The 17,757-nt window shown below is 59.1% G+C and carries 15 protein-coding genes; 5 read left to right on the top strand and 10 right to left on the bottom strand.

Features of this window, described 5'->3' with window-relative positions; all coding sequences use genetic code 11:
* Positions 1-22: 22 nt before the first annotated feature.
* From AKG12_RS24250 to AKG12_RS24235, 4 genes are read left to right on the top strand one after another with little or no spacing between them, the layout of a single operon-like run.
* Positions 23-997, top strand: a complete 975-nt coding sequence (locus tag AKG12_RS24250) for an ABC transporter substrate-binding protein (protein WP_003501864.1) — start codon at positions 23-25, stop codon at positions 995-997.
* 26 nt (positions 998-1,023) lie between these two features.
* Positions 1,024-1,875, top strand: coding sequence for an ABC transporter permease (locus AKG12_RS24245; protein ID WP_285277804.1), 852 nt, complete (start codon positions 1,024-1,026; stop codon positions 1,873-1,875).
* Positions 1,872-2,714 carry an ABC transporter ATP-binding protein gene (locus AKG12_RS24240; protein ID WP_082179025.1) on the top strand — a complete coding sequence of 281 codons (843 nt, stop codon included), beginning with the start codon at positions 1,872-1,874 and terminating at the stop codon, positions 2,712-2,714. The genes AKG12_RS24245 and AKG12_RS24240 overlap by 4 nt, the downstream gene beginning before the upstream one ends.
* Before the next feature lie 19 nt (positions 2,715-2,733).
* Positions 2,734-3,729: an isopenicillin N synthase family dioxygenase gene (locus tag AKG12_RS24235; RefSeq protein WP_052820757.1), complete on the top strand. Its 996-nt coding sequence runs from the start codon at positions 2,734-2,736 to the stop codon at positions 3,727-3,729.
* Positions 3,730-3,945: 216 nt separating this feature from the next.
* Here the strand turns inward: AKG12_RS24235 and AKG12_RS24230 are convergent, their stop codons facing one another.
* From AKG12_RS24230 to AKG12_RS24205, 6 genes are read right to left on the bottom strand one after another with little or no spacing between them, the layout of a single operon-like run.
* On the bottom strand, positions 3,946-5,556 hold the full coding sequence (locus AKG12_RS24230; protein WP_052820756.1) for an FGGY-family carbohydrate kinase: 1,611 nt from the start codon (positions 5,554-5,556) through the stop codon (positions 3,946-3,948).
* 12 nt (positions 5,557-5,568) lie between these two features.
* Positions 5,569-6,462, bottom strand: coding sequence for a sugar phosphate isomerase/epimerase family protein (locus AKG12_RS24225; RefSeq protein WP_052820755.1), 894 nt, complete (start codon positions 6,460-6,462; stop codon positions 5,569-5,571).
* Entirely contained in the window at positions 6,459-6,902 is a 444-nt protein-coding gene (locus AKG12_RS24220; protein ID WP_052820754.1) for a C-glycoside deglycosidase beta subunit domain-containing protein, read from the bottom strand. Before AKG12_RS24220 ends, AKG12_RS24225 begins: the two co-directional genes overlap by 4 nt.
* 23 nt (positions 6,903-6,925) lie before the next feature.
* Positions 6,926-7,693 carry an ATP-binding cassette domain-containing protein gene (locus AKG12_RS24215; RefSeq protein ID WP_003501878.1) on the bottom strand — a complete coding sequence of 256 codons (768 nt, stop codon included), beginning with the start codon at positions 7,691-7,693 and terminating at the stop codon, positions 6,926-6,928.
* The gene (locus AKG12_RS24210) at positions 7,690-8,718 is read right to left on the bottom strand and encodes an ABC transporter permease (RefSeq protein WP_003501880.1); all 1,029 of its coding nucleotides are present in this window, start codon (positions 8,716-8,718) and stop codon (positions 7,690-7,692) included. Before AKG12_RS24210 ends, AKG12_RS24215 begins: the two co-directional genes overlap by 4 nt.
* A 54-nt stretch (positions 8,719-8,772) precedes the next feature.
* Positions 8,773-9,744 carry a sugar ABC transporter substrate-binding protein gene (locus AKG12_RS24205; protein WP_003501882.1) on the bottom strand — a complete coding sequence of 324 codons (972 nt, stop codon included), beginning with the start codon at positions 9,742-9,744 and terminating at the stop codon, positions 8,773-8,775.
* Between the two features lie 195 nt (positions 9,745-9,939).
* On the opposite strand from AKG12_RS24205, the gene AKG12_RS24200 reads away from it, so the two are divergent.
* On the top strand, positions 9,940-11,202 hold the full coding sequence (locus AKG12_RS24200; protein ID WP_052820753.1) for an ROK family protein: 1,263 nt from the start codon (positions 9,940-9,942) through the stop codon (positions 11,200-11,202).
* Between the two features lie 137 nt (positions 11,203-11,339).
* Here the strand turns inward: AKG12_RS24200 and AKG12_RS24195 are convergent, their stop codons facing one another.
* The 4 genes from AKG12_RS24195 to AKG12_RS24180 all read right to left on the bottom strand — a co-directional run bounded on the left by AKG12_RS24195 (position 11,340) and on the right by AKG12_RS24180 (position 17,747).
* Positions 11,340-12,470: an alpha/beta hydrolase gene (locus tag AKG12_RS24195; RefSeq protein WP_052820783.1), complete on the bottom strand. Its 1,131-nt coding sequence runs from the start codon at positions 12,468-12,470 to the stop codon at positions 11,340-11,342.
* 62 nt (positions 12,471-12,532) lie between these two features.
* Positions 12,533-15,598: an efflux RND transporter permease subunit gene (locus tag AKG12_RS24190; protein WP_052820752.1), complete on the bottom strand. Its 3,066-nt coding sequence runs from the start codon at positions 15,596-15,598 to the stop codon at positions 12,533-12,535.
* The gene (locus AKG12_RS24185) at positions 15,595-16,680 is read right to left on the bottom strand and encodes an efflux RND transporter periplasmic adaptor subunit (protein WP_052820751.1); all 1,086 of its coding nucleotides are present in this window, start codon (positions 16,678-16,680) and stop codon (positions 15,595-15,597) included. Before AKG12_RS24185 ends, AKG12_RS24190 begins: the two co-directional genes overlap by 4 nt.
* Positions 16,677-17,747, bottom strand: a complete 1,071-nt coding sequence (locus tag AKG12_RS24180; RefSeq protein ID WP_052820750.1) for an efflux RND transporter periplasmic adaptor subunit — start codon at positions 17,745-17,747, stop codon at positions 16,677-16,679. Before AKG12_RS24180 ends, AKG12_RS24185 begins: the two co-directional genes overlap by 4 nt.
* Positions 17,748-17,757: the final 10 nt, after the last annotated feature.

Genomic DNA, 17,757 nt, shown 5'->3' with positions numbered 1-17,757 from the left:
AAAACAAAAAAAGGGGATCAAAATGAAAATGTCCAAAATCTTCGCCGCGGCAACGTTCTTGCTGACGGCCTCGGCGACAGCGCATTCAACCGAGACCATCAACGTAAGATACTCTTGGAAACTCAAGGGTGAATATGCCGCCTTCTATGTCGCCAAGGAGGAAGGTCTCTTTCACAAACAGGGACTCGAAGTCTCCTTGGGTGAAGGTGCTGGTGCGCCCGCGGCGCTAGCCGGCCTTCTTCAGGGAAACGAGGATGTCGTAGTGTTGCCAGCTGCATTCGCGCTGACCGCCATCTCCAAGGGAATGCCGATCAAGATCATCGCCCTGTACCATCCGAAAACTCCCTTGGGGATCATGTCCTTTCCGGACAAGGCAGTCCGCAAACCGTCTGATCTTGAAGGGAAGAGTTTCATCGTCGCCCCTGGCGATACCATCGCCACCTATCTCCCGGCGTTCTGCAAAGTCAACAACGTGGACTGCGAGAAGATCAAGAAGGTCTCGGTAGGAATTGAGGCCCGTAACAGCCAGTTTCTGTCTCGTAATGTTGATGTCATCGGCACCTATCTGAATGTTGACGGACCGCTTCTGGAACAGCAGGCGAAACAGCCGCTCGTAACACTGAGCCTGGCAGACAACGGATTAGTCCTTCCCGGCCTTTCGATCGTCACAAGCGATGCCAAAATCGGCAATGAGGCAGGGAAGCTTGCGAAATTCCTGAGTGTTGTGAGCCAAGGTATCAGCATTATGAAGGAAAAGCCGGCGGTCGCGGCCGATGAGCTTACCAAGAACTGGGCCGCTCCGCCCTCCAAGGATGTCGTCGAAAAGCAGGTTGTCGAAACCGGCCATGCAATTCCTCAAATAGCCGGGAAACCCTACGGCTGGGTCGACCCGGAACTGCTTCAGCACGCGGTTGAGCTTCTTAAGAGCGTTGGGGAGATTCCCGAGGTAAAGCCGCTCGACACCTATTACACCAATAAACTTCTGGCAGCCCAATGAAGCGAAGAAACCTGGCGGAGGTCACTATGTCCCTGGTTGGCAGTTCACAGTCCTTAAGTCACTCGATGAGCCCGCTGGTAAAAACCGAAAAGGCACAGGCAGCGAGGGTGAGGCGGGCGAGGCGGACACAAGTTCTGGAGCGTCTAGCAGCACCGGCCCTTGCCACGGTTCTCCTTCTCTCGTGGGAGCTGGTGAGCCGCTATACCGGCATCAGCGATTTCATTCTACCGCGGCCATCAGCTATTCTTGCGCGCATGCTTGCTGATCATCGTCTCCTGCTCACCCACGCCGGGACGACCGCTGCTGAAGTGTTAGGCGGGTTTACCCTCGCGGTATTCGCAGGGATAGCTATCGCTTTGGCGGTATTCTACTCGCGTATCGTCGAAGTAGCGCTCTATCCTATTCTGATCGCGTTCCAGACCGTCCCCAAGGTCGCGCTGGCCCCGCTAATCGTTTTGTACTTCGGCTATGGATGGGGACCGAAGCTTTTTTTGTCTTTTTTCATCTCATTCTTCGCGATTGTGGTCGCGACGGTGGTAGGGCTGCAATGCCTTGATCGCGGCTATGCGTACCTGGCCCGTGCGATGGGGGCCTCCGAACTGCAAATCTTCCTGAAGATCCGCCTGCCGGCAGCGCTTCCGAATATCTTCGGCAGCTTGAAAGTTGCGCTGACCCTGGCAGTGATCGGCGCTGTGCTCGGCGAGTACGTCGCAGCCGAACGCGGCCTCGGCTACATCCAGCTCCAGGCCAATGCCAACTTCGACACAACACTTAATTTTGCGGCCGTGGTTTCCATCGCTTTGTTGGGTGTCGGCCTTTACACTATGCTTCTGCTTGCCGAGCGGACGCTGGTCGCGAAGCGAGTTTCGAGCCGATGAATGCAGACGTGAAAATCCCGAGATCTGCGGTTCTGCAGTCACGCCGTTCAGCCAACGGCCTCCTGGTGGAAATGGAGGGCCTTTCAAAAAGCTTTGAATCCACGGGCGGCGAGGAGATCCTGGCGCTCGGTGAAGTGGACCTGCGGATCGAACCAGGCGAATTCGTTGCAGTCGTCGGGCCGAGCGGGTGCGGTAAAAGTACGTTGCTCTCCATGCTTGCCGGTCTTGAAAGTCCGTCGACCGGCGCATTGAAGGTCGACGGGCAGATCCTGACCGGGCCTCATCGGCATGCCGGCGTCGTTTTCCAGACGGATTATCTCCTTCCCTGGCGGACGGTTCTCGACAACGTTCTTCTCCCCATCGAGATCAAAAAACTCGACCGCAAAGCGCACATTCCCATAGCAGAAAAACTTCTCGACCAGGTAGGACTGGGAGGGTTCGGCTCGAAGCAACCGTTCGAGCTTTCCGGCGGAATGCGGCAGCGCGCCGCGATATGCCGGGCCATCATTCAGAATCCTGGTCTTCTACTGATGGATGAACCATTCGGCGCGCTGGATGCTTTGACTCGGGAGCAGATGATTTCCGATCTCCAGGCGCTTTGGATGCGGCTTGGCAACACGGTTGTCTTCATCACTCACGGCATTGACGAGGCAATTTTCCTGGCGGACCGGGTGATTGTACTTTCGCCACGGCCGGGCCGGATCGATCTTGAGGTCAAGATCGACCTGCCAAGGCCGCGGGTCTGGGCAGACGCTCATCTTCATCCACAATTCCACGAGGCAATGGTGCAAATTCGCCGCTGTTTCGAGCAGCGCGGCGTTCTTCGCAGCTCAACTTAAACAAAGAGGGAGCCTGACAATGCTTCTTTATTCACCTCCGCAAGCCGCGACTTCTATTCCCGTAATTGACATCAGTGATCTCACCCGCGCGGGCAAGAAGAAAGCTGCGGGCGAGATCCATCGCGCGTGCCGGGAAACCGGCTTCTTCTATGTGTCTCAGCACGGCGTTGCTGCAGAGCTTATCGCGGGCCAATTTTCCGCGGCGAAGGCACTCTTCGACCTTCCCCTTGAGCAGAAGATGGCCCTCCATATGAAAAACTCTCCCGCGACAGCCGGGTATGAACCGGTAGGGGGACAGGTCCTCGATAGCCAGGACGACAAGAACACCAAGGGTCCGCCCGACCTAAAAGAAAGTTTCTACTCCGGCGCCGAGTTGTCTGAGACGGATCCGTGGTTCCAGCGGCGCATTCGTGCGTTTGGGCATAATCAATGGCCTGATCTGCCGGGCTTCCGTGCGCAAAACCTCGCCTACCGCGAGGCTGTCTCGGACCTTGGAGACCGTATTCTGGCTTTGATGGCGTTGTCGCTCGATCTCGACGAAAACTGGTTCAAATCTTTCTATGACGCCCCTTCAGCGACGCTGCGCATGATCAAATATCCGCCACAACCTTCAGGCGCCACGTTCAACCAGATTGGCGCCGGTGCTCACACCGACTGGGGCGGCATCACGATTCTGGCGCAGGATGACGTGGGTGGCCTTGAGGTTCGCAATGCCGATCACGAGTGGATCACGGCTCCTCCGATAGAGGGCACGTTTATCATCAACCTCGGCGACCTGATGGCCCGCTGGACCAACGGCATCTATAATTCCAACATGCATCGCGTGAACAACAACATGAGCCAGAAGGACCGGTATTCGATCCCCTTCTTCTATTCTCCGAATCCCGATGCTGTCATCGACGCGATCCCGACCTGCGTCACGTCCGACAATCCTCGCCAGTTCGCAACGTGCACAGCCGCCGAGCACATAGGGGAAATGTTCCGCCGTTCGTATTCGTTGGCCAAGATTGCTTGAGTAATTCTCGCTAAGCCTCTCCTGGGGCCTTCACTATTCCGAGGCCGCGTTGAGACGCGGCTCCGGCCCTCCCTCCTGCCAAAGCTTTCTCTGGGCGGTCGTGCAACGTCGGAACGAGTGTACGGTGTCATCAGACCATTCGCTGACGTTCGACTTTGCGGCATCACAGAAGCGCGCGTCAGCCATACTGTCTTTAGCGTTCCGCCGGCCGCGGTGTCATCTCGCCGCCCGAGCGGCTTGCTGCAGCAGTTTGAAGGCCGCGTATCGCCGTCCATGCCACTCGGCATCGTCCTTGCTTGGAGTATGCACCTCGCCAAGAGTCGACATGCTTTGCATTGCCTCGTAGACCGAAGGAAAGTGGCCGCCGGCGACCGCCGCCAGAATCGCCGTCCCCAACAGAACTGGTTCGGGGGACGTCGAGGAGGTGATGACCGTCCCGGTGGCGTCTGCAAGGACTTGCCGGACTGTCGGATCTTGTCCAGCGCCACCACTTACGACGACGGTGTCGATCGAGATGCCTCTCGCGACCTGGGCGTCCAGTATCTGCCGAAGTCCGTAGCCAAGTCCGCAGACGCCCGCCAGATACAGGCCGACGAGGCTGTCGAGGTCGGACGCCATGCCTAGTCCCGCGATCACTGCGCGAGCGTTTGGATCCGCAAACGGAGCTCGATTGCCCAGGAACTCCGGTACGACATGCAACGATCCGACGAAATGCGGTAGACGGGAGGCACCGCCCAATTCGGCCGCTTCGACGGCCAGCCATTGGGTCAGGTTCATCTTGCATTCCGACGCCCGTGCAGCAGCCTCGCAGGCGGCCGGATGGTGGCGGACAAGGTGGTCGATTGCAGCGCCGGCGGCTGACTGTCCTCCTTCATTGAGCCACAGACCGGGCGCCATCGCGGAATAGTAAGGACCCCACACACCATCGACGAATGCGGGCTCGGATGTCGTGGACATCGTGCAAGCCGACGTGCCGAAGACGTATGCCATGCGAGTCTGGATATTACCCGAACCGGTCGCGCCGACCGTCCCGATGCCGCCCGCGTGGGCGTCGATAAGGCCTGCGCCAACCGCGATACCTTCAGGCAAACCCAGTTCCGACGCAGCCTCCGCCGTCAGGCCATTTCCGAGCGGAGTTCCAGCATCGACGATCTCGGTGCCAATCCGGACGAATCCTTCCCCAGCCAAGGATCCGAGCCCAATGCCTTCGAAGTAGGACGGGTCCCAACGACGCTCATGCGCCAGATAAGTCCATTTGCAGGTGACCGTGCAGACCGACCTTGCGATACTTCCGCTCGATTTCCAGGTCAGGAAGTCGGTAAGGTCCATAAATTGCCATGCGTTGGCGAAGGTATCCGGCATATTCTCTGCAAGCCAGAGAAGCTTGGGGGTTTGCATTTCGGGCGAGATCGTCCCACCCACGTAGCGGAGCACATCTGCTCCTGTCTGATTTATCCGGTTCGCCTGATCGACCGCGCGGTGATCCATCCAGACGATGATGTTGCGCTGGACATTGCCTGACGGGCTCACTGAGATCGGCTGGCCGTCCTGGCCGAGGACGACGAGAGAACACGTCGCGTCGAAGCTTATGCCCGCAACCGCGCTGCGATCAATCCCGGCATTCTCGACTGCTTTGCGAACGCTTCCGCATACGGCCTGCCAGATATCGGCGCTGGACTGCTCGACAATGTCGCCGGGCTCGCGATAAATCTCGATGTCCTGCTTCGCGGACCCGAGCATGTTTCCGCGAGGGTCGAAGACACCCGCTCGCGCGCTCCCGGTCCCGACGTCAACACCGATGAAAACCACAGGATTGCTATCTGGCATGGTTGGCTCCAATTACCTCGGGGCGGCGAGGTGCCGCTTGATCAACTGGACGCAGCGCCGGGTCTCTTCGATGCAGTCCAGATGCGGATCGATGTCAGGGATCCATCCCTCGTATTCGATGTTGATGATGTGAGAGCGTGCGCTGTCGCGGATCGCCGACATCATCTCGGAGATTGGGAAGTGAGGCTCTTCGCCTGCCTCGTCCAAACGCAGAAGCTTGGCATGTACAAGGCGAGCGAGCGGGAGGCATTCCTCGAAAAGTGGAAGTTCCGCAGGGGCCGGAGGCGCTGCTTCCTGTCTCTCGACATGAGTGAGCGGCAGGTCTTCAGTTGCGACGCGCCAGGCTTCGAAGTCGGGTACGACGGTCAGCTCTGGCTGCGCGATCTCCCGGACCAGCTTCGTGACCGCTTGCGGTGTGCAAAATTCACCCTGTGACCGTCCGGATTCCAACCCCATCGTGAGCTTGTATGACCTTGCCAAGGGAACCAGCTCTTCGACGATGCTCCTAAACTTTTCGCGGCCTCGCTCGGTCATGTATTCGGGCAGGGAATCCACTGGCGTCATTACCACGACCTGCGCGCCGAAATCCGAGGCTATCTCAAAGCAATTCTCGATCTGATCGATGAGTTTGTTGAGCGACGCGGTTTCGACAGCTCCGAGAATGTCGGTGTAGAACCAGGTCGACGCCACGCGCAGCCCGGCGTCAGTTATTCTGCTCCGGAGAGTTCGTCTCGCTCGAGCATTTGCGTACTGAGGCAGGCGAGAATAGTCCTCGTTGATCTCGAGGGCGTCGATTCCGAAGCTCTCGAAGGTAGGCAGGAGATCCTCAAGAGAACGTCCTTCGGCGATTGTCAGCTTCTGCAGCGACCACGTGCTGACCGCGATTTCGTGCTGGACTGTGGTCATGCCGCCAGCTCCATTTCATTCGTCAATTGCTGGCGCAGGGTTGGCCATCGCCCCTGCTGATCTATACTGGGGGTGTGGACGAAGAGCGAGACGTCGAAATCGACATCGATTCGATGCCTGCCTGCGCCGAGGCCGCGGCTTTGGACGTAGATTTCCGCCATCTCGCGCATATGCCACCAGATGTCGGCTATCGTCGGAAGCTTCTCGACGGCGATCCACTGTCCGCGCAGAACGAATCCCATCATTTTGGTGGGGACGTCTTCTCCATCGACCGCGACTGTCAGGCCTCGAATCCAGCCCAATGGATGCTCGGGATGGAGGAACTGGTTGCGTATCTCGAACCTGAAGTGATCGATGATGCCGTCGTCGTCGAGATCGACGTTGGCAATAGTCGACCCGAGCATCCCTTGCGGGATACAGTAAGCAGTGCCTGCTGGCATCTGATGTCCTCTCTTTTTCGCGTTTAACTAGTGGTCACCGCAGGCTGTGTCTTCGTTTCCGCACCCATGATGATGAGCGACAAGACCTGCTCCCGCGTCGCTTCTGCCGTATTGATCCGGCCGACCACGCGTCCTGCAGCCATGACCACCATGCGATCAGCCAGATCAAAGACATCGTCGATGTCGTGGCTGATGAGGATGATTCCCACACCCTTGCGCTTCAGCTGCTGGATGAGTTCCTTCACCATGGCAGTCTCACCTGGGCCGAGGGCTGCCGTCGGCTCGTCCATGATCAGGACGCGCGCGTTGAAGTAGACGGCGCGAGCGATGGCGATCGTCTGGCGCTGACCTCCAGACAGGTTCCGAACCGGCGTCTGCAGGTTTTTGAACCGGGGATTGATCTGGCCGCAGATCTCGACGGCATCCCGGACCATGGCCGGACGATCGTTGAAGATGCCGAACTTGCGTTTCTCACGGCCAAGGAACAGGTTGGCGACGGCGTCCAGATTGTCCGCGAGAGCGAGCGTCTGGTAGATCGTCTCGATGCCGAGTTCCTTCGCATCCTTGGGGCTGGAGATCGCCTTCTCTTCGCCACCCACGAGAATCCGACCGCTATCGGCGACGTAGGCGCCCGACAGGATACGGATGAGGGTCGATTTGCCGGCGCCGTTGTGTCCGAGCAAGCCGACGACTTCCCCCGGATAGACGGTCAGCGATGCGTCGTCGACCGCTTGAACGCCGCCGAAGGCCTTGCTGATGCCTTGGAGTTCGATCAAAGGCTGGTTGGTCATGGCTGCTCTCCCGAAAGGCGGCGCCGCTGCATGGAGCGCTTGTCCAGCTTGAGCAGCAGCCTGGTGGATTCGATGTCGAGTACGAGGGCGAGGAGAATGAGCAGGCCCTGGACGACGATCTGATAGTTGGCATTCACGCCCAGCAGATTCATGCCATTGCTGATCATGCCGAGAATGAGGCAGCCGAAGACGGTTCCAATCATATTCGCCCGACCGCCAAGAAGCGGCGTTCCTCCGATAACCACCGCAGTGATGACCAGGAGAAGAAGGTTGGAGCCTGCCGCAATTTGGGCCGATGCGGAGCGAGCGGTCAGGAGTACGCCACCGACAGCGAAGCATGCTCCTGCGATCATGAAGACTTTCAGGCGCAGACGCTCGATGTTGATGCCGGCGACACGCACCGCTTCCGGGTTGCCGCCGAGAGCTATGACGTGCTGACCGAACACGGTCTTGGTGGCTATGACGTAAAAAACAACCACCACGGGGATCAAAAGGAGCACCGGCAGAGGCACGGGACCAATCCGGGTGCGCGAGATGGCGAGGAATTCCGGCGGAAGATTCGACACGGGCACCAGGTTGGAGATGATGTACAGGGTTCCCGTAAAGAGAGCCCCGGTAGCCAGCGTCACGATAAACGACGGCAGGTTGAACCTGGAGACGAGCGCGGCATTGAGCGCGCCGCACGCGGCACCCAGAACGATGCCTGCCATGATTGCCAGTTCGACAGGGATTCCATACTGCGTCATGAGCTTGGCCATGACGACGCCCACCAGCGCAACCACGCCGCCAAGGGAAAGGTCGATTTCGCCAGTGGCCAAGACGAGCGTGTAGCCCAAGGCGACCACCGTCATCACGACGATCTGCTCCAACAAGGCCACAAGGTTCTGCTGAAGAAGAAAATACGGCGAAGTGAGGGACAGCGCGATCGCCAAGATGATGGAGAATAGCACTGCCTTGTTCAGGAGCAGGACGCGGCGCAGTGCCGTGACACCTCCGTGCTCCGCTAAAGGTTTTGAATCGGTCATGTCAACCTCAGGAATAGGGGGGCCCGCGGCGTGCCGCCACGGGCGCAGGTCATATTACTTGCTCTGTTTGGCGAGGAAATCGTCGACGTTGGAAGAGTCGACGGCATAGACCGGGTCGAGGTAATAGGTCTTTTCTTTAAACGAACCATCGACCATGCCGAGCGCGACGTCGATCATCTGGCCGTTGTCGCCGATGCTGGTCCCGACCGTCAGGGCCTGAGTTCCGGCCTTGACGCGCTCGAGAGCGTCGGGAGCGAGATCGTAGCCGGACACGAGAACGTCCGAGCGATTTCCCGAGATGAGCGTATTCGATACGCCGAGCGCCATGATATCATTGGCGGCGGCGATGTAGTTGATGTCGGGATGTGCGAGCAGCCAGTCCTGTGAAAGGTTCTGAGCGGTTGCGGTCAGCCAGTTGCCGTATCCTTCGGCAATGATCTTGATGCGATCCGGATGTTTTTCCGCGAAGGCCTTGATGGCGTCGATACGCAGAAGCTGCGCGGTCTGCGCCGGGGCGCCGTAAATGACGCCGACGTTCAAATTGACCTTCGGGTTGGCGTCGAGATATTTTTGAATCCAGTCCGTCGTCGCCTTCGAGTAACGGTTTTCATCGTTACCGTAGTAGGCAACGTCCGTCGTCGCAGCGACGGGATCGCTCGGGCGCTTGTCGAGGATCTTTACGCCCGCATCCTTCGCCGCCTGGGCAGCCGGCTGCGACCCAACGGCGTCAACGGCGCTGAAGATCAGGACGTCCGGCTTCTTAATGAGGGCGGTTTGCACGTCGGAGATTTGCTTGTCGACACTCGACTGGGCGTCGTAGACCTCCAGGTCGATCTTGACGTCCTTACGGGTCGAATTCAGTTCGTCGACGCGTTTCTTCATCGCCTGGAGAACTGCGTTCTGTGTGTCGTCCAAAACGTCCACGCTGTAGGCGATCTTGACTGTCTTTGCGTCCTGCGCGTTGGCCGTCGCGGAAAGGGCGACGACTCCAATGGCGAGCGCGGACAGGGTTGCTTTCATATTCATAGGTAACCTCCTCCTGGTCGTCGCTCAGTGGCGACGGAAACCATCATCCATGACAACGAATGCCACCGCTCACTCCTCTTTAGCATGTGGCATGCATACTTCTGCATATTATTTGCTAAAGTGCAAGGGAAGTTGCGTTCCGAAAACATAAATGCAAAAGTTAGAGGTGAAACTTGATTGAAAACGGCAGGTAGCATGCGACAGTTAGTTGGCGACGTGGACAGTCTCAGCATTGTTCTCGACCTCGTCCGGAATGGCGAGGCGACGGACCGACCGGAGCTCCAGAGAGTGACAGGCCTGGGTCGCGGTCTCATCAGCGACCGGGTGAATCAGCTCCTGGAATCGGAGATCATCGTTGACGGGGAAGCTGGCGTCTCGAGAGGCGGGCGGGCAGCGCGCGAACTTCGATTGAATGCTGGTGCGGGCGCGATCTTGGTTGGATTTGCAAACCTCACACACTTCCACGTGGGTGTGGCCGACCTCGCGGGACAGCTCTTGTCCACCCGCAGCCGTCCCAGCGATTTTTCCGCCGGCCCGCGCGACGCCTTCGCATTCGCGCAGTCGAGCTGGGAATCGATGCTCGCCGAACTCGAAATCGGGCGGGAAAAGGTATGGGGCGTCGGCGTAGGGCTGCCTGCGCACAGCAACCTTGAGACCGCCACCTTGATTGACTCGCCATCTCTCCCGACGAGCTGGATCGGCTATCCGGTGCGAGAGAGGCTGGCCTCGATATTCGACGCACCGGTGTGGCTGGACACGAGCGACAACATGTTGGCCTTGGCCGAGATGAGGACCGGGGTAGCGAAGGGCCAGCGCGACTTCATTTATCTGAATGCGGATCTCGCCATCGGATGCGGTGTTGTCAGCGACTCCAGGGTGATGCGCGGCGCGCAAGGCGCTGCGGGAAACATTGGTCACATTACGGTGGGTGGCGATGAACTTTGCAGATGCGGGCGACGCGGTTGCTTGGAAGCGGTAGCGGGTGGGGAGGCACTGCTCAGAGCGGCGGGCTCCGCGGGCAGAAGTGGCGAGAGTGCGTATTTCGCGCGGCTCCAGGAAGAGGGGACGCCCCTGCAGGTGGGTCACCTCGCAGAAGGCGTCAGATATGGTGACGAAACCTCGCAGCGCCTTGTTGCAATGTCAGGCATGACGATCGGAAGAGCTCTCGGCGCGACCATCAACGTTTTGAACCCCGCGGTCATCGTAGCCGGTGGTGCGCTGCCCCAGCTGGGCGATCTGTTTCTCGCCTCAATGCGCCAATCGATCTATGGCCACGCGCTTCCATTCGTAACCCGCGATCTCGGAATTGTTGTTGTCCAACAGACCGAGGGCTCGGGCCTCGTAGGGGCTGCACAGATGGTAATCGATCAGATCTTCTTGCCGCGTTGTCTTGCGAAATGGATTTCGGTTGGCCAGCCGACCTCAGCCGTTCACCGCTTAGGAGAGGCGTCCAATTAAAAAACCTCAATCCAAACAGAGTGAGTGGCTGCCAGCCGACCGCTTGAGTCACGCCTGGCCTGATGCTCATCGAAGTCAGTGGTTTCACCCGGCAGGAAGAGGGTTGATACGATGGTTCCGTCGGTGTCTTGAGTCCATCACTGCCGGGCGATCTGCCCGGCGAGCCGGAACGGAGTAGCGACCGCCGCGCCCGCCGCGTCGAAAACGAAAGCGCCAACGTTCCCACCGTTGCGTGCTCGCGCTTCGGCCTTTTCAAGTTCGCCGCCAAAGCGGGCGAGTGTTGCATACCGGTCGTGACCTAGGCCGTCGCTTGCCTCGACGGACGAGATATCGATGACCGAAACGTTCGCCTTTATTGCCGCATCCCTTATTTGCGGATCGGCTATGTCTACGAGACCAACACGGGGTCGTTCACCGCCCACCAGGCTCGACACGGATAACGCGCGGTCAGTCTTCGAAACAAGAAGTGTAATTGGGTTCTTCAGTCGACCTATGTCGAGGAGTTGTGCCCGGAACACATCGACGTCGATGTCCGGGGCCGCCAGGACAATTTGCAGCTTTCCGAGAACATCATCACGGCCTTCGAGCTTGAGCTGTCTTACCGCTTCCATAGACAGGAAGCCGCCCATGCTGTGACCGAACAGGATGATGCGCTTGACCTTCGGTGCTTTGGCAAGAACCGTCAGAACGCGCTCGAGCTCTGTCCTTGAATAAAGTGCCGCATCCCGGTCGGTGACGTATCCGGTCACGCTTGCTGCGGATGGCCAAGAGAACAGGATCGGGCTGATAGTACTGGCATCAGCAGCCATTTGTGCCGCCCTGAACAAGGCTTCCTGATACCGGTAGTTATATCCGTGAACGAAAAGAGCGACGGAGCCATCGGAGGTCGCCGCACGACCTGCGGCCTCAACCCACGACGCTTCGGTCAGTTGATCCCGTCCGGTGACCAAAAAATCCCGTCGTGTGTCCGGAGTACTGGACGGGTACCTGATGGCCGCGACCGTCCGTTCGCGCGGCACCGAGAAGTCGTAGCGTTCGTATGTCAGGTTCCCTGCCCAGTTGCTGCCGAAGCCACCGTCCTTTTCGACCTTGTTCCGGTTGGTGACGGCGAGGAGACTGACTTTCTGGCCCATATTCTGGCCTATCGAGACGGGCTCGAGGACCGTTGCTGACGGCCGCGATGCACATCCCGACAAAGAAGCAATCAAAGCTAAAAACACAAGCCTGCCGGATGACCGACTGAGAATGACAAAAAGCGATACGGGCATGAATGGATCCAACCGGTTGAGTTTTTTACGGGGCGCTTTCAACGCGCCAGTTTATACAAGGGTCACGCCGAGACGGTTGACACGTCTGCATCCTGGGCAGGTATCCGGAACCAGGCGATGTAGAGAGCCGGGAGGAACAGGAGCGTCAGGACCGTGCCCACAACGATCCCTCCCATCATGGCGTAAGCCATTGGTCCCCAGAATACCTCCCGCGAGATCGGTATGAGCGCGAGAGTGGCGGCCGCCGCCGTCAAAAGTATCGGGCGCATCCGGTGTTCGGTCGCTTCGAAGACGGCCTGCCACGGCGCGACGCCCTCGCTCCTCAGATGCTCGATCTGCACAACAAGAATAACCGAGTTTCGGATGAGGATGCCAATCAAGGCAAGCACGCCGAGGATCGCGACGAAGCCCATAGGCGCATTGCTAAGCAAGAGCGCCGCGACCACCCCGATCACGGCGGTCGGCGCGACGGCGAACACCAGGAAGAGACGGCTGAAGCTTTGAAGCTGGATCATAAGGATTGTCACCATTGTAAACAGCATCAGCGGCGCAACGGCGATGATGGGAGCCTGCGAGTCCGCGCTCGATTCCACCGAACCGCCGATCTCGACCTTGTAACCCACTGGAAGGGCGTCGGTGAACTTCTGCACGTCAGGTTTAAGCTGTTCGACAATGGTTGCCGGTTGTGTCGGTCCGACGACGGCGGCCTTTATGGTGACCGTCGGGATGCGGTCTCTTCGCGCGATCTTCGGTTGTTCGAGTTCGTAGCGGAATTTCGCAACGGCGGACAGCGGCACAGATTTGCCGTCCGCCCCCGGAAGCTGGAGATTGCGCAGCGTCTCGATCGATCCACGCTCGGCGTCTTCGGCCCGGCCGATGGCATCGATCAGATAGATGTCGTCGCGGATCTGGGTGATGGAAGTCCCTTGGACGACACTGTTCAGCACGTTCGCGATATCCTCGGACGACACGCCGAGCTGACGCGCTTTGTCCTGAAGAACGTCCACCTTCACGACACGCGTCGGCTCGTTCCAGTCATAGGTCATGTTAGACAGTAGCGGCTGGCGGTTGATCACCGCGCCGAATTTCAGCGCAAGATCGCGAACCCCCTGGATGTCGGGGCCACTGAGGCGGTACTGCACTGGCTTGCCGACGGGCGGACCAATGTCCAGCAGTTTGACGAAGGCATCGGTCCCCGGGAACGTCTTCGCAAGATAGGCCTGAAGATCCTTACGCAACCTGTCGCGCGAGTCGAGATCCTTGGCGACGATAACGATCTGTCCGAACCAGACAGCCGGCGTCTGCACGTCGTAGGAGAGGATGAAGCGTGGCGCACCTTCGCCGACATGGGTCGACCAATGGTCGATGTCGGTATTGCCTGTGAGCTTCTCGCGCTCAAACTTCGCCATCTGCCGGTCGGTCTCGGCAATCGTGCTGTTTTGGGGCATGCTCCAGTCCACAATGAGTTCTAAGCGGTCGGAAGCCGGAAAGAACTGCTGCTGTACAAGGCCGAGACCGCCAAGCGACAGTGCGAAGACAACCACTGTGGCGATGATCGTGATCCAACGCCAGCGCATGGCAATGCCCAGGAGCCAGGCAAAACCGCGCGCAACGCGGCCCTTCTGATCATGGTGAGATTTCATGGTTTTCGGCAGGATTGTCACGCCCAGCAGGGGGGTGAATAACACTGCCACCACCCAGGAAGCGACAAGCGAAACGGCAATCACGACAAACAGGGTGAAGGTAAACTCGCCCGCCGCGCTGCTGTTGAGGCCGATCGGGATGAAGCCGGCGACAGTAACGAGCGTACCCGTCAGCATCGGGAATGCGGTCGAGGTGTATACATGGGTCGCAGCCGTGCGCAGATCGTCGCCCACTTCAAGCCGCGCAACCATCATCTCGACTGCGATCATAGCATCGTCCACGAGAAGTCCGAGCGCGATGATCAACGCGCCCAGCGAGATGCGCTGAAGTGAAATGCCAGTGTATTCCATGACGACAAAGGTGATGGCCAGAACGAGCGGAATCGAGATCGCCACCACGAGACCGGCCCGAAAGCCAACGCTGATGAAGCTGATCGCGAGAACGATTGCGATGGCTTCGAACAGGGCTCGGGTAAAGCCGGAAACCGCTTCTTCCACGACAGCCGGCTGGTCGGAAACCCGTTCGACTGTCACGCCGATCGGGAGATCGGCGACGACGCGCGTCATAGCCTCGTCCAGCGCCTCACCAAACGTCGTGAGATTGGCACCGGGGGTCATGCCGACGGCAAGGCCAATCGCCGGCTCGCCCTTGAAGCGAAACAGCGACGTCGGTGGATCGACGTAGCCCCGCTTTATCGTCGCAATGTCGGTCAATGGGAAAAAGCGGTCGTTGACCCGAAGATTGATCGCCTTGAGACTGTCCTCCGACGTGAACTGGCCGCTAACCCGAATTGCGATCCGTTCCGGCCCTGCGTCGACGAAGCCGGACTGGGCGACGGCGTTCTGCGCCTGCAGCGTCTCGATGACGGACTGCTGATCGATGCCAAGCGCGGCGATTCTGCGGGTCGAGAACTCGAGATACACGACCTCGTCCTGCGCTCCGATAATGTTGATCTTGCCGGCGTTGGGGACGTTCAGCAGTTTCACGCGCGTGTCTTCCACAAGATCCCTCAGCTGCCGCTGCGTCAGGCCGTCAGAGGTGAACGCGAAAACGTTGCCATACACATCGCCGAAGCTATCGTTGAAGAACGGACCCACTACACCACTCGGGAAGTCGCCCTTGATGTCGTCGATCATATTGCGGACGCGTACCCAGTTGCCTGCCACGTCCTTCGCCTTGGTGGTCGGTAGAAGGTCGACATAGACCGTCGCCTGTCCTGCAATCGTCTCGCTGCGTGTGAAGTCGAGGGCGTCGAGCTCCTCGAGCTTCTTCTCGATCCTGTCGGTGACCTGCCGCGTGACCTCTTCTGCGGATGCACCGGGCCACCGCACATTGATGATCATCGTCTTGACGGTGAAATTCGGGTCTTCCTCGCGCCCGAGATTCAAGTAGGAAAAGGCGCCAGCAAGACTAAAGACGATCATGAAGTACCAGACGAGCGAGCGGTGCTCGAGGGCCCACTCCGAGAGGTTGAAAGGTTTCAAATCACGGACTCCTGATCGATACGGACGGTCTGACCGTCTTCAAGCGTGTTGACGCCGGCGGTGACGACGCGGTCGCCGGGGTTGATTCCTTCGGTTACAGTCACAGTGCCACCCACGACCAACGGCTCGGCGATGGTCACCGAACGCGACGACACCTTTCCGGTCGGGACGTCGATGATCCAGACAAATGCATTTGCTCCGTCCACTCGCACAGCAGATGAAGGCAGTCGGATGAGCGGTGTTTCACCACTGCTGGTACTGGCCGTTATGACTGCTCCAAGTCGGAGCGCTTCCGGTGGATTGACGAGGGTCAGCCGTGTCCGCCGAGTGCGGGTTGTGTCCTCCGCTTCGGGTGCGATCTCGCGGACCAGCCCCTTGGCGTGGATCGCTGGGTCGAGTTGCAGGGCGACATCGAATTCCGCTCCAGGCTTCAGTAACACACCTGCAGCTTCGGGAACGTCGAGTACGGCATCGCGCTCATCCGGCTGCGCCAGGGTGACAACAGTCTGACCGGCGGAGACCACCTGACCGACGTCGGCGGAAGTTGCGGTGACAAGACCGTCGAATTCGGCAACAAGGCGCGCGTAGCCAAGCTGCTCCTTGGCCTTGTCCAAATTGGCCTGTGCCTTATTGACATTGGCTTCGGCGGTCTCACGTTCCTGTTGCGCGGTCTCGAACGTGGCCTTCGTCCCGCTTCGCCTCTCGAACAGGGTGCGTTGCCGACCCTCGTTGATGCGGGCGTTGACAAGTTGCGCCTGGCTGTTGGAGAGGTCAGACTGCGCGCTGCTGACTGCTAGCTCGAGCGCCAGCGGGTCAATAGTCGCCAGAACATCGCCCTTCTTCACGAAGTCCCCGACCAGCACCTTGCGGGTGACGATGCGACCGAGAATGCGGAAACCGAACTCGGTCTGCACCCGTGCTTCTACCGTGCCCGGCAGCGAGAACGCCGCCGATGGGGACGGCTCTGCGATCTGGAAAAGAACGGGTCGCGGTTGCACAATTGCGGTTTTTTCTTCCTTCTCACACGCCGACAAAAGCGCCAGGGTCGAAAGCAGCACCGATAGCTGAAGAACTCTCTTCATGGCGTCGCTCCTTCGAAAGTCACGACGTCGCCGTCACTCAGAAACTTGGTGCCGTTGGAAACAACCACGTCGTTTGCGTTCAGACCAGATCCCACAGAAAATCGTTCGACGGCGTAGCTGGTGACACCCACGGGATGAAGTGACACCGCCCGGGTGTTTGGGTCGACAAGCCAGACGGCGGGACGTCCATCTGAGGATGCCATGGACGACCAGGGCAGCTCGATCACCGTTTGTGGCTTGTATCTGGCAGTCACGACGACACTGCTGCCGAGCGGTGCATCAAGCCCACCTTCAAGACCAAGCTTGACCCGGATGGTTCCCGTCGTCGTGTCAAGGCTGGGTGAGACCTCGCGCACTCTTGCCTTGTACGTCCCGCCGCCGGACAAAAGCCTGACCTCAGCCACGTCTTCGACCCCGCGACCGAGCAAAGCGGCCTCATCAATATTGATAACGGCATCCCGCGGGCCGTCATAGGCGAGCGAAACAATTGCTTGAGCAGCTTGCACGACCTGACCGACCTCAGCATTGCGAGCCGTGATGATGCCGTCGGCCTCTGATTTCAGGACCGTTTGCTGCAATGTATCCTTCGCTGTATCCACCTGGGCCTCCGCCGACCGGACGGTGGCCTGTGCGGTGAGAAGGGCCTCACGCGCGCTGTCGACTGCGGCCTGGGTCGTCACGGAAGTAGCGATCAGGCTTTGCTGACGGGTATATGACAGTTGTGCCTGGGTCCTCTGCGCCTGTGCGGACCGGAGGTTTGCCAAAGCCACCTGCAGATCGGCCTTTTGCTCTTTGTCATCGATACGCGCGAGAACCTGCCCGGCCTTCACGTGGTCGCCGACGTCCACCATCCGCTCCGCAATTCGTCCGCCGACACGAAAGGAAAGGTCGGCCTGGATGCGTGCGCTGATTTTGCCGGAGGTCGAGGTGGTACCGGAAACTTCCGTCGCCTCAATGACGATCGTCTCGACGTATCGCGCCTCCTTGGGCACAGGCTGTTCCGCGGGAGCGCAAGCTGTTAGCAGTGCGAGCGATATCGCCGGACTGATGCGCGTTAGTAGGGCCATGATACGCTTC

The sequence above is a fragment of the Agrobacterium sp. SUL3 genome (assembly GCF_001263295.1).
Classification (GTDB): Bacteria; Pseudomonadota; Alphaproteobacteria; order Rhizobiales; family Rhizobiaceae; genus Agrobacterium; species Agrobacterium tomkonis.
This window is presented reverse-complemented; position numbering and strand designations above follow the sequence as displayed.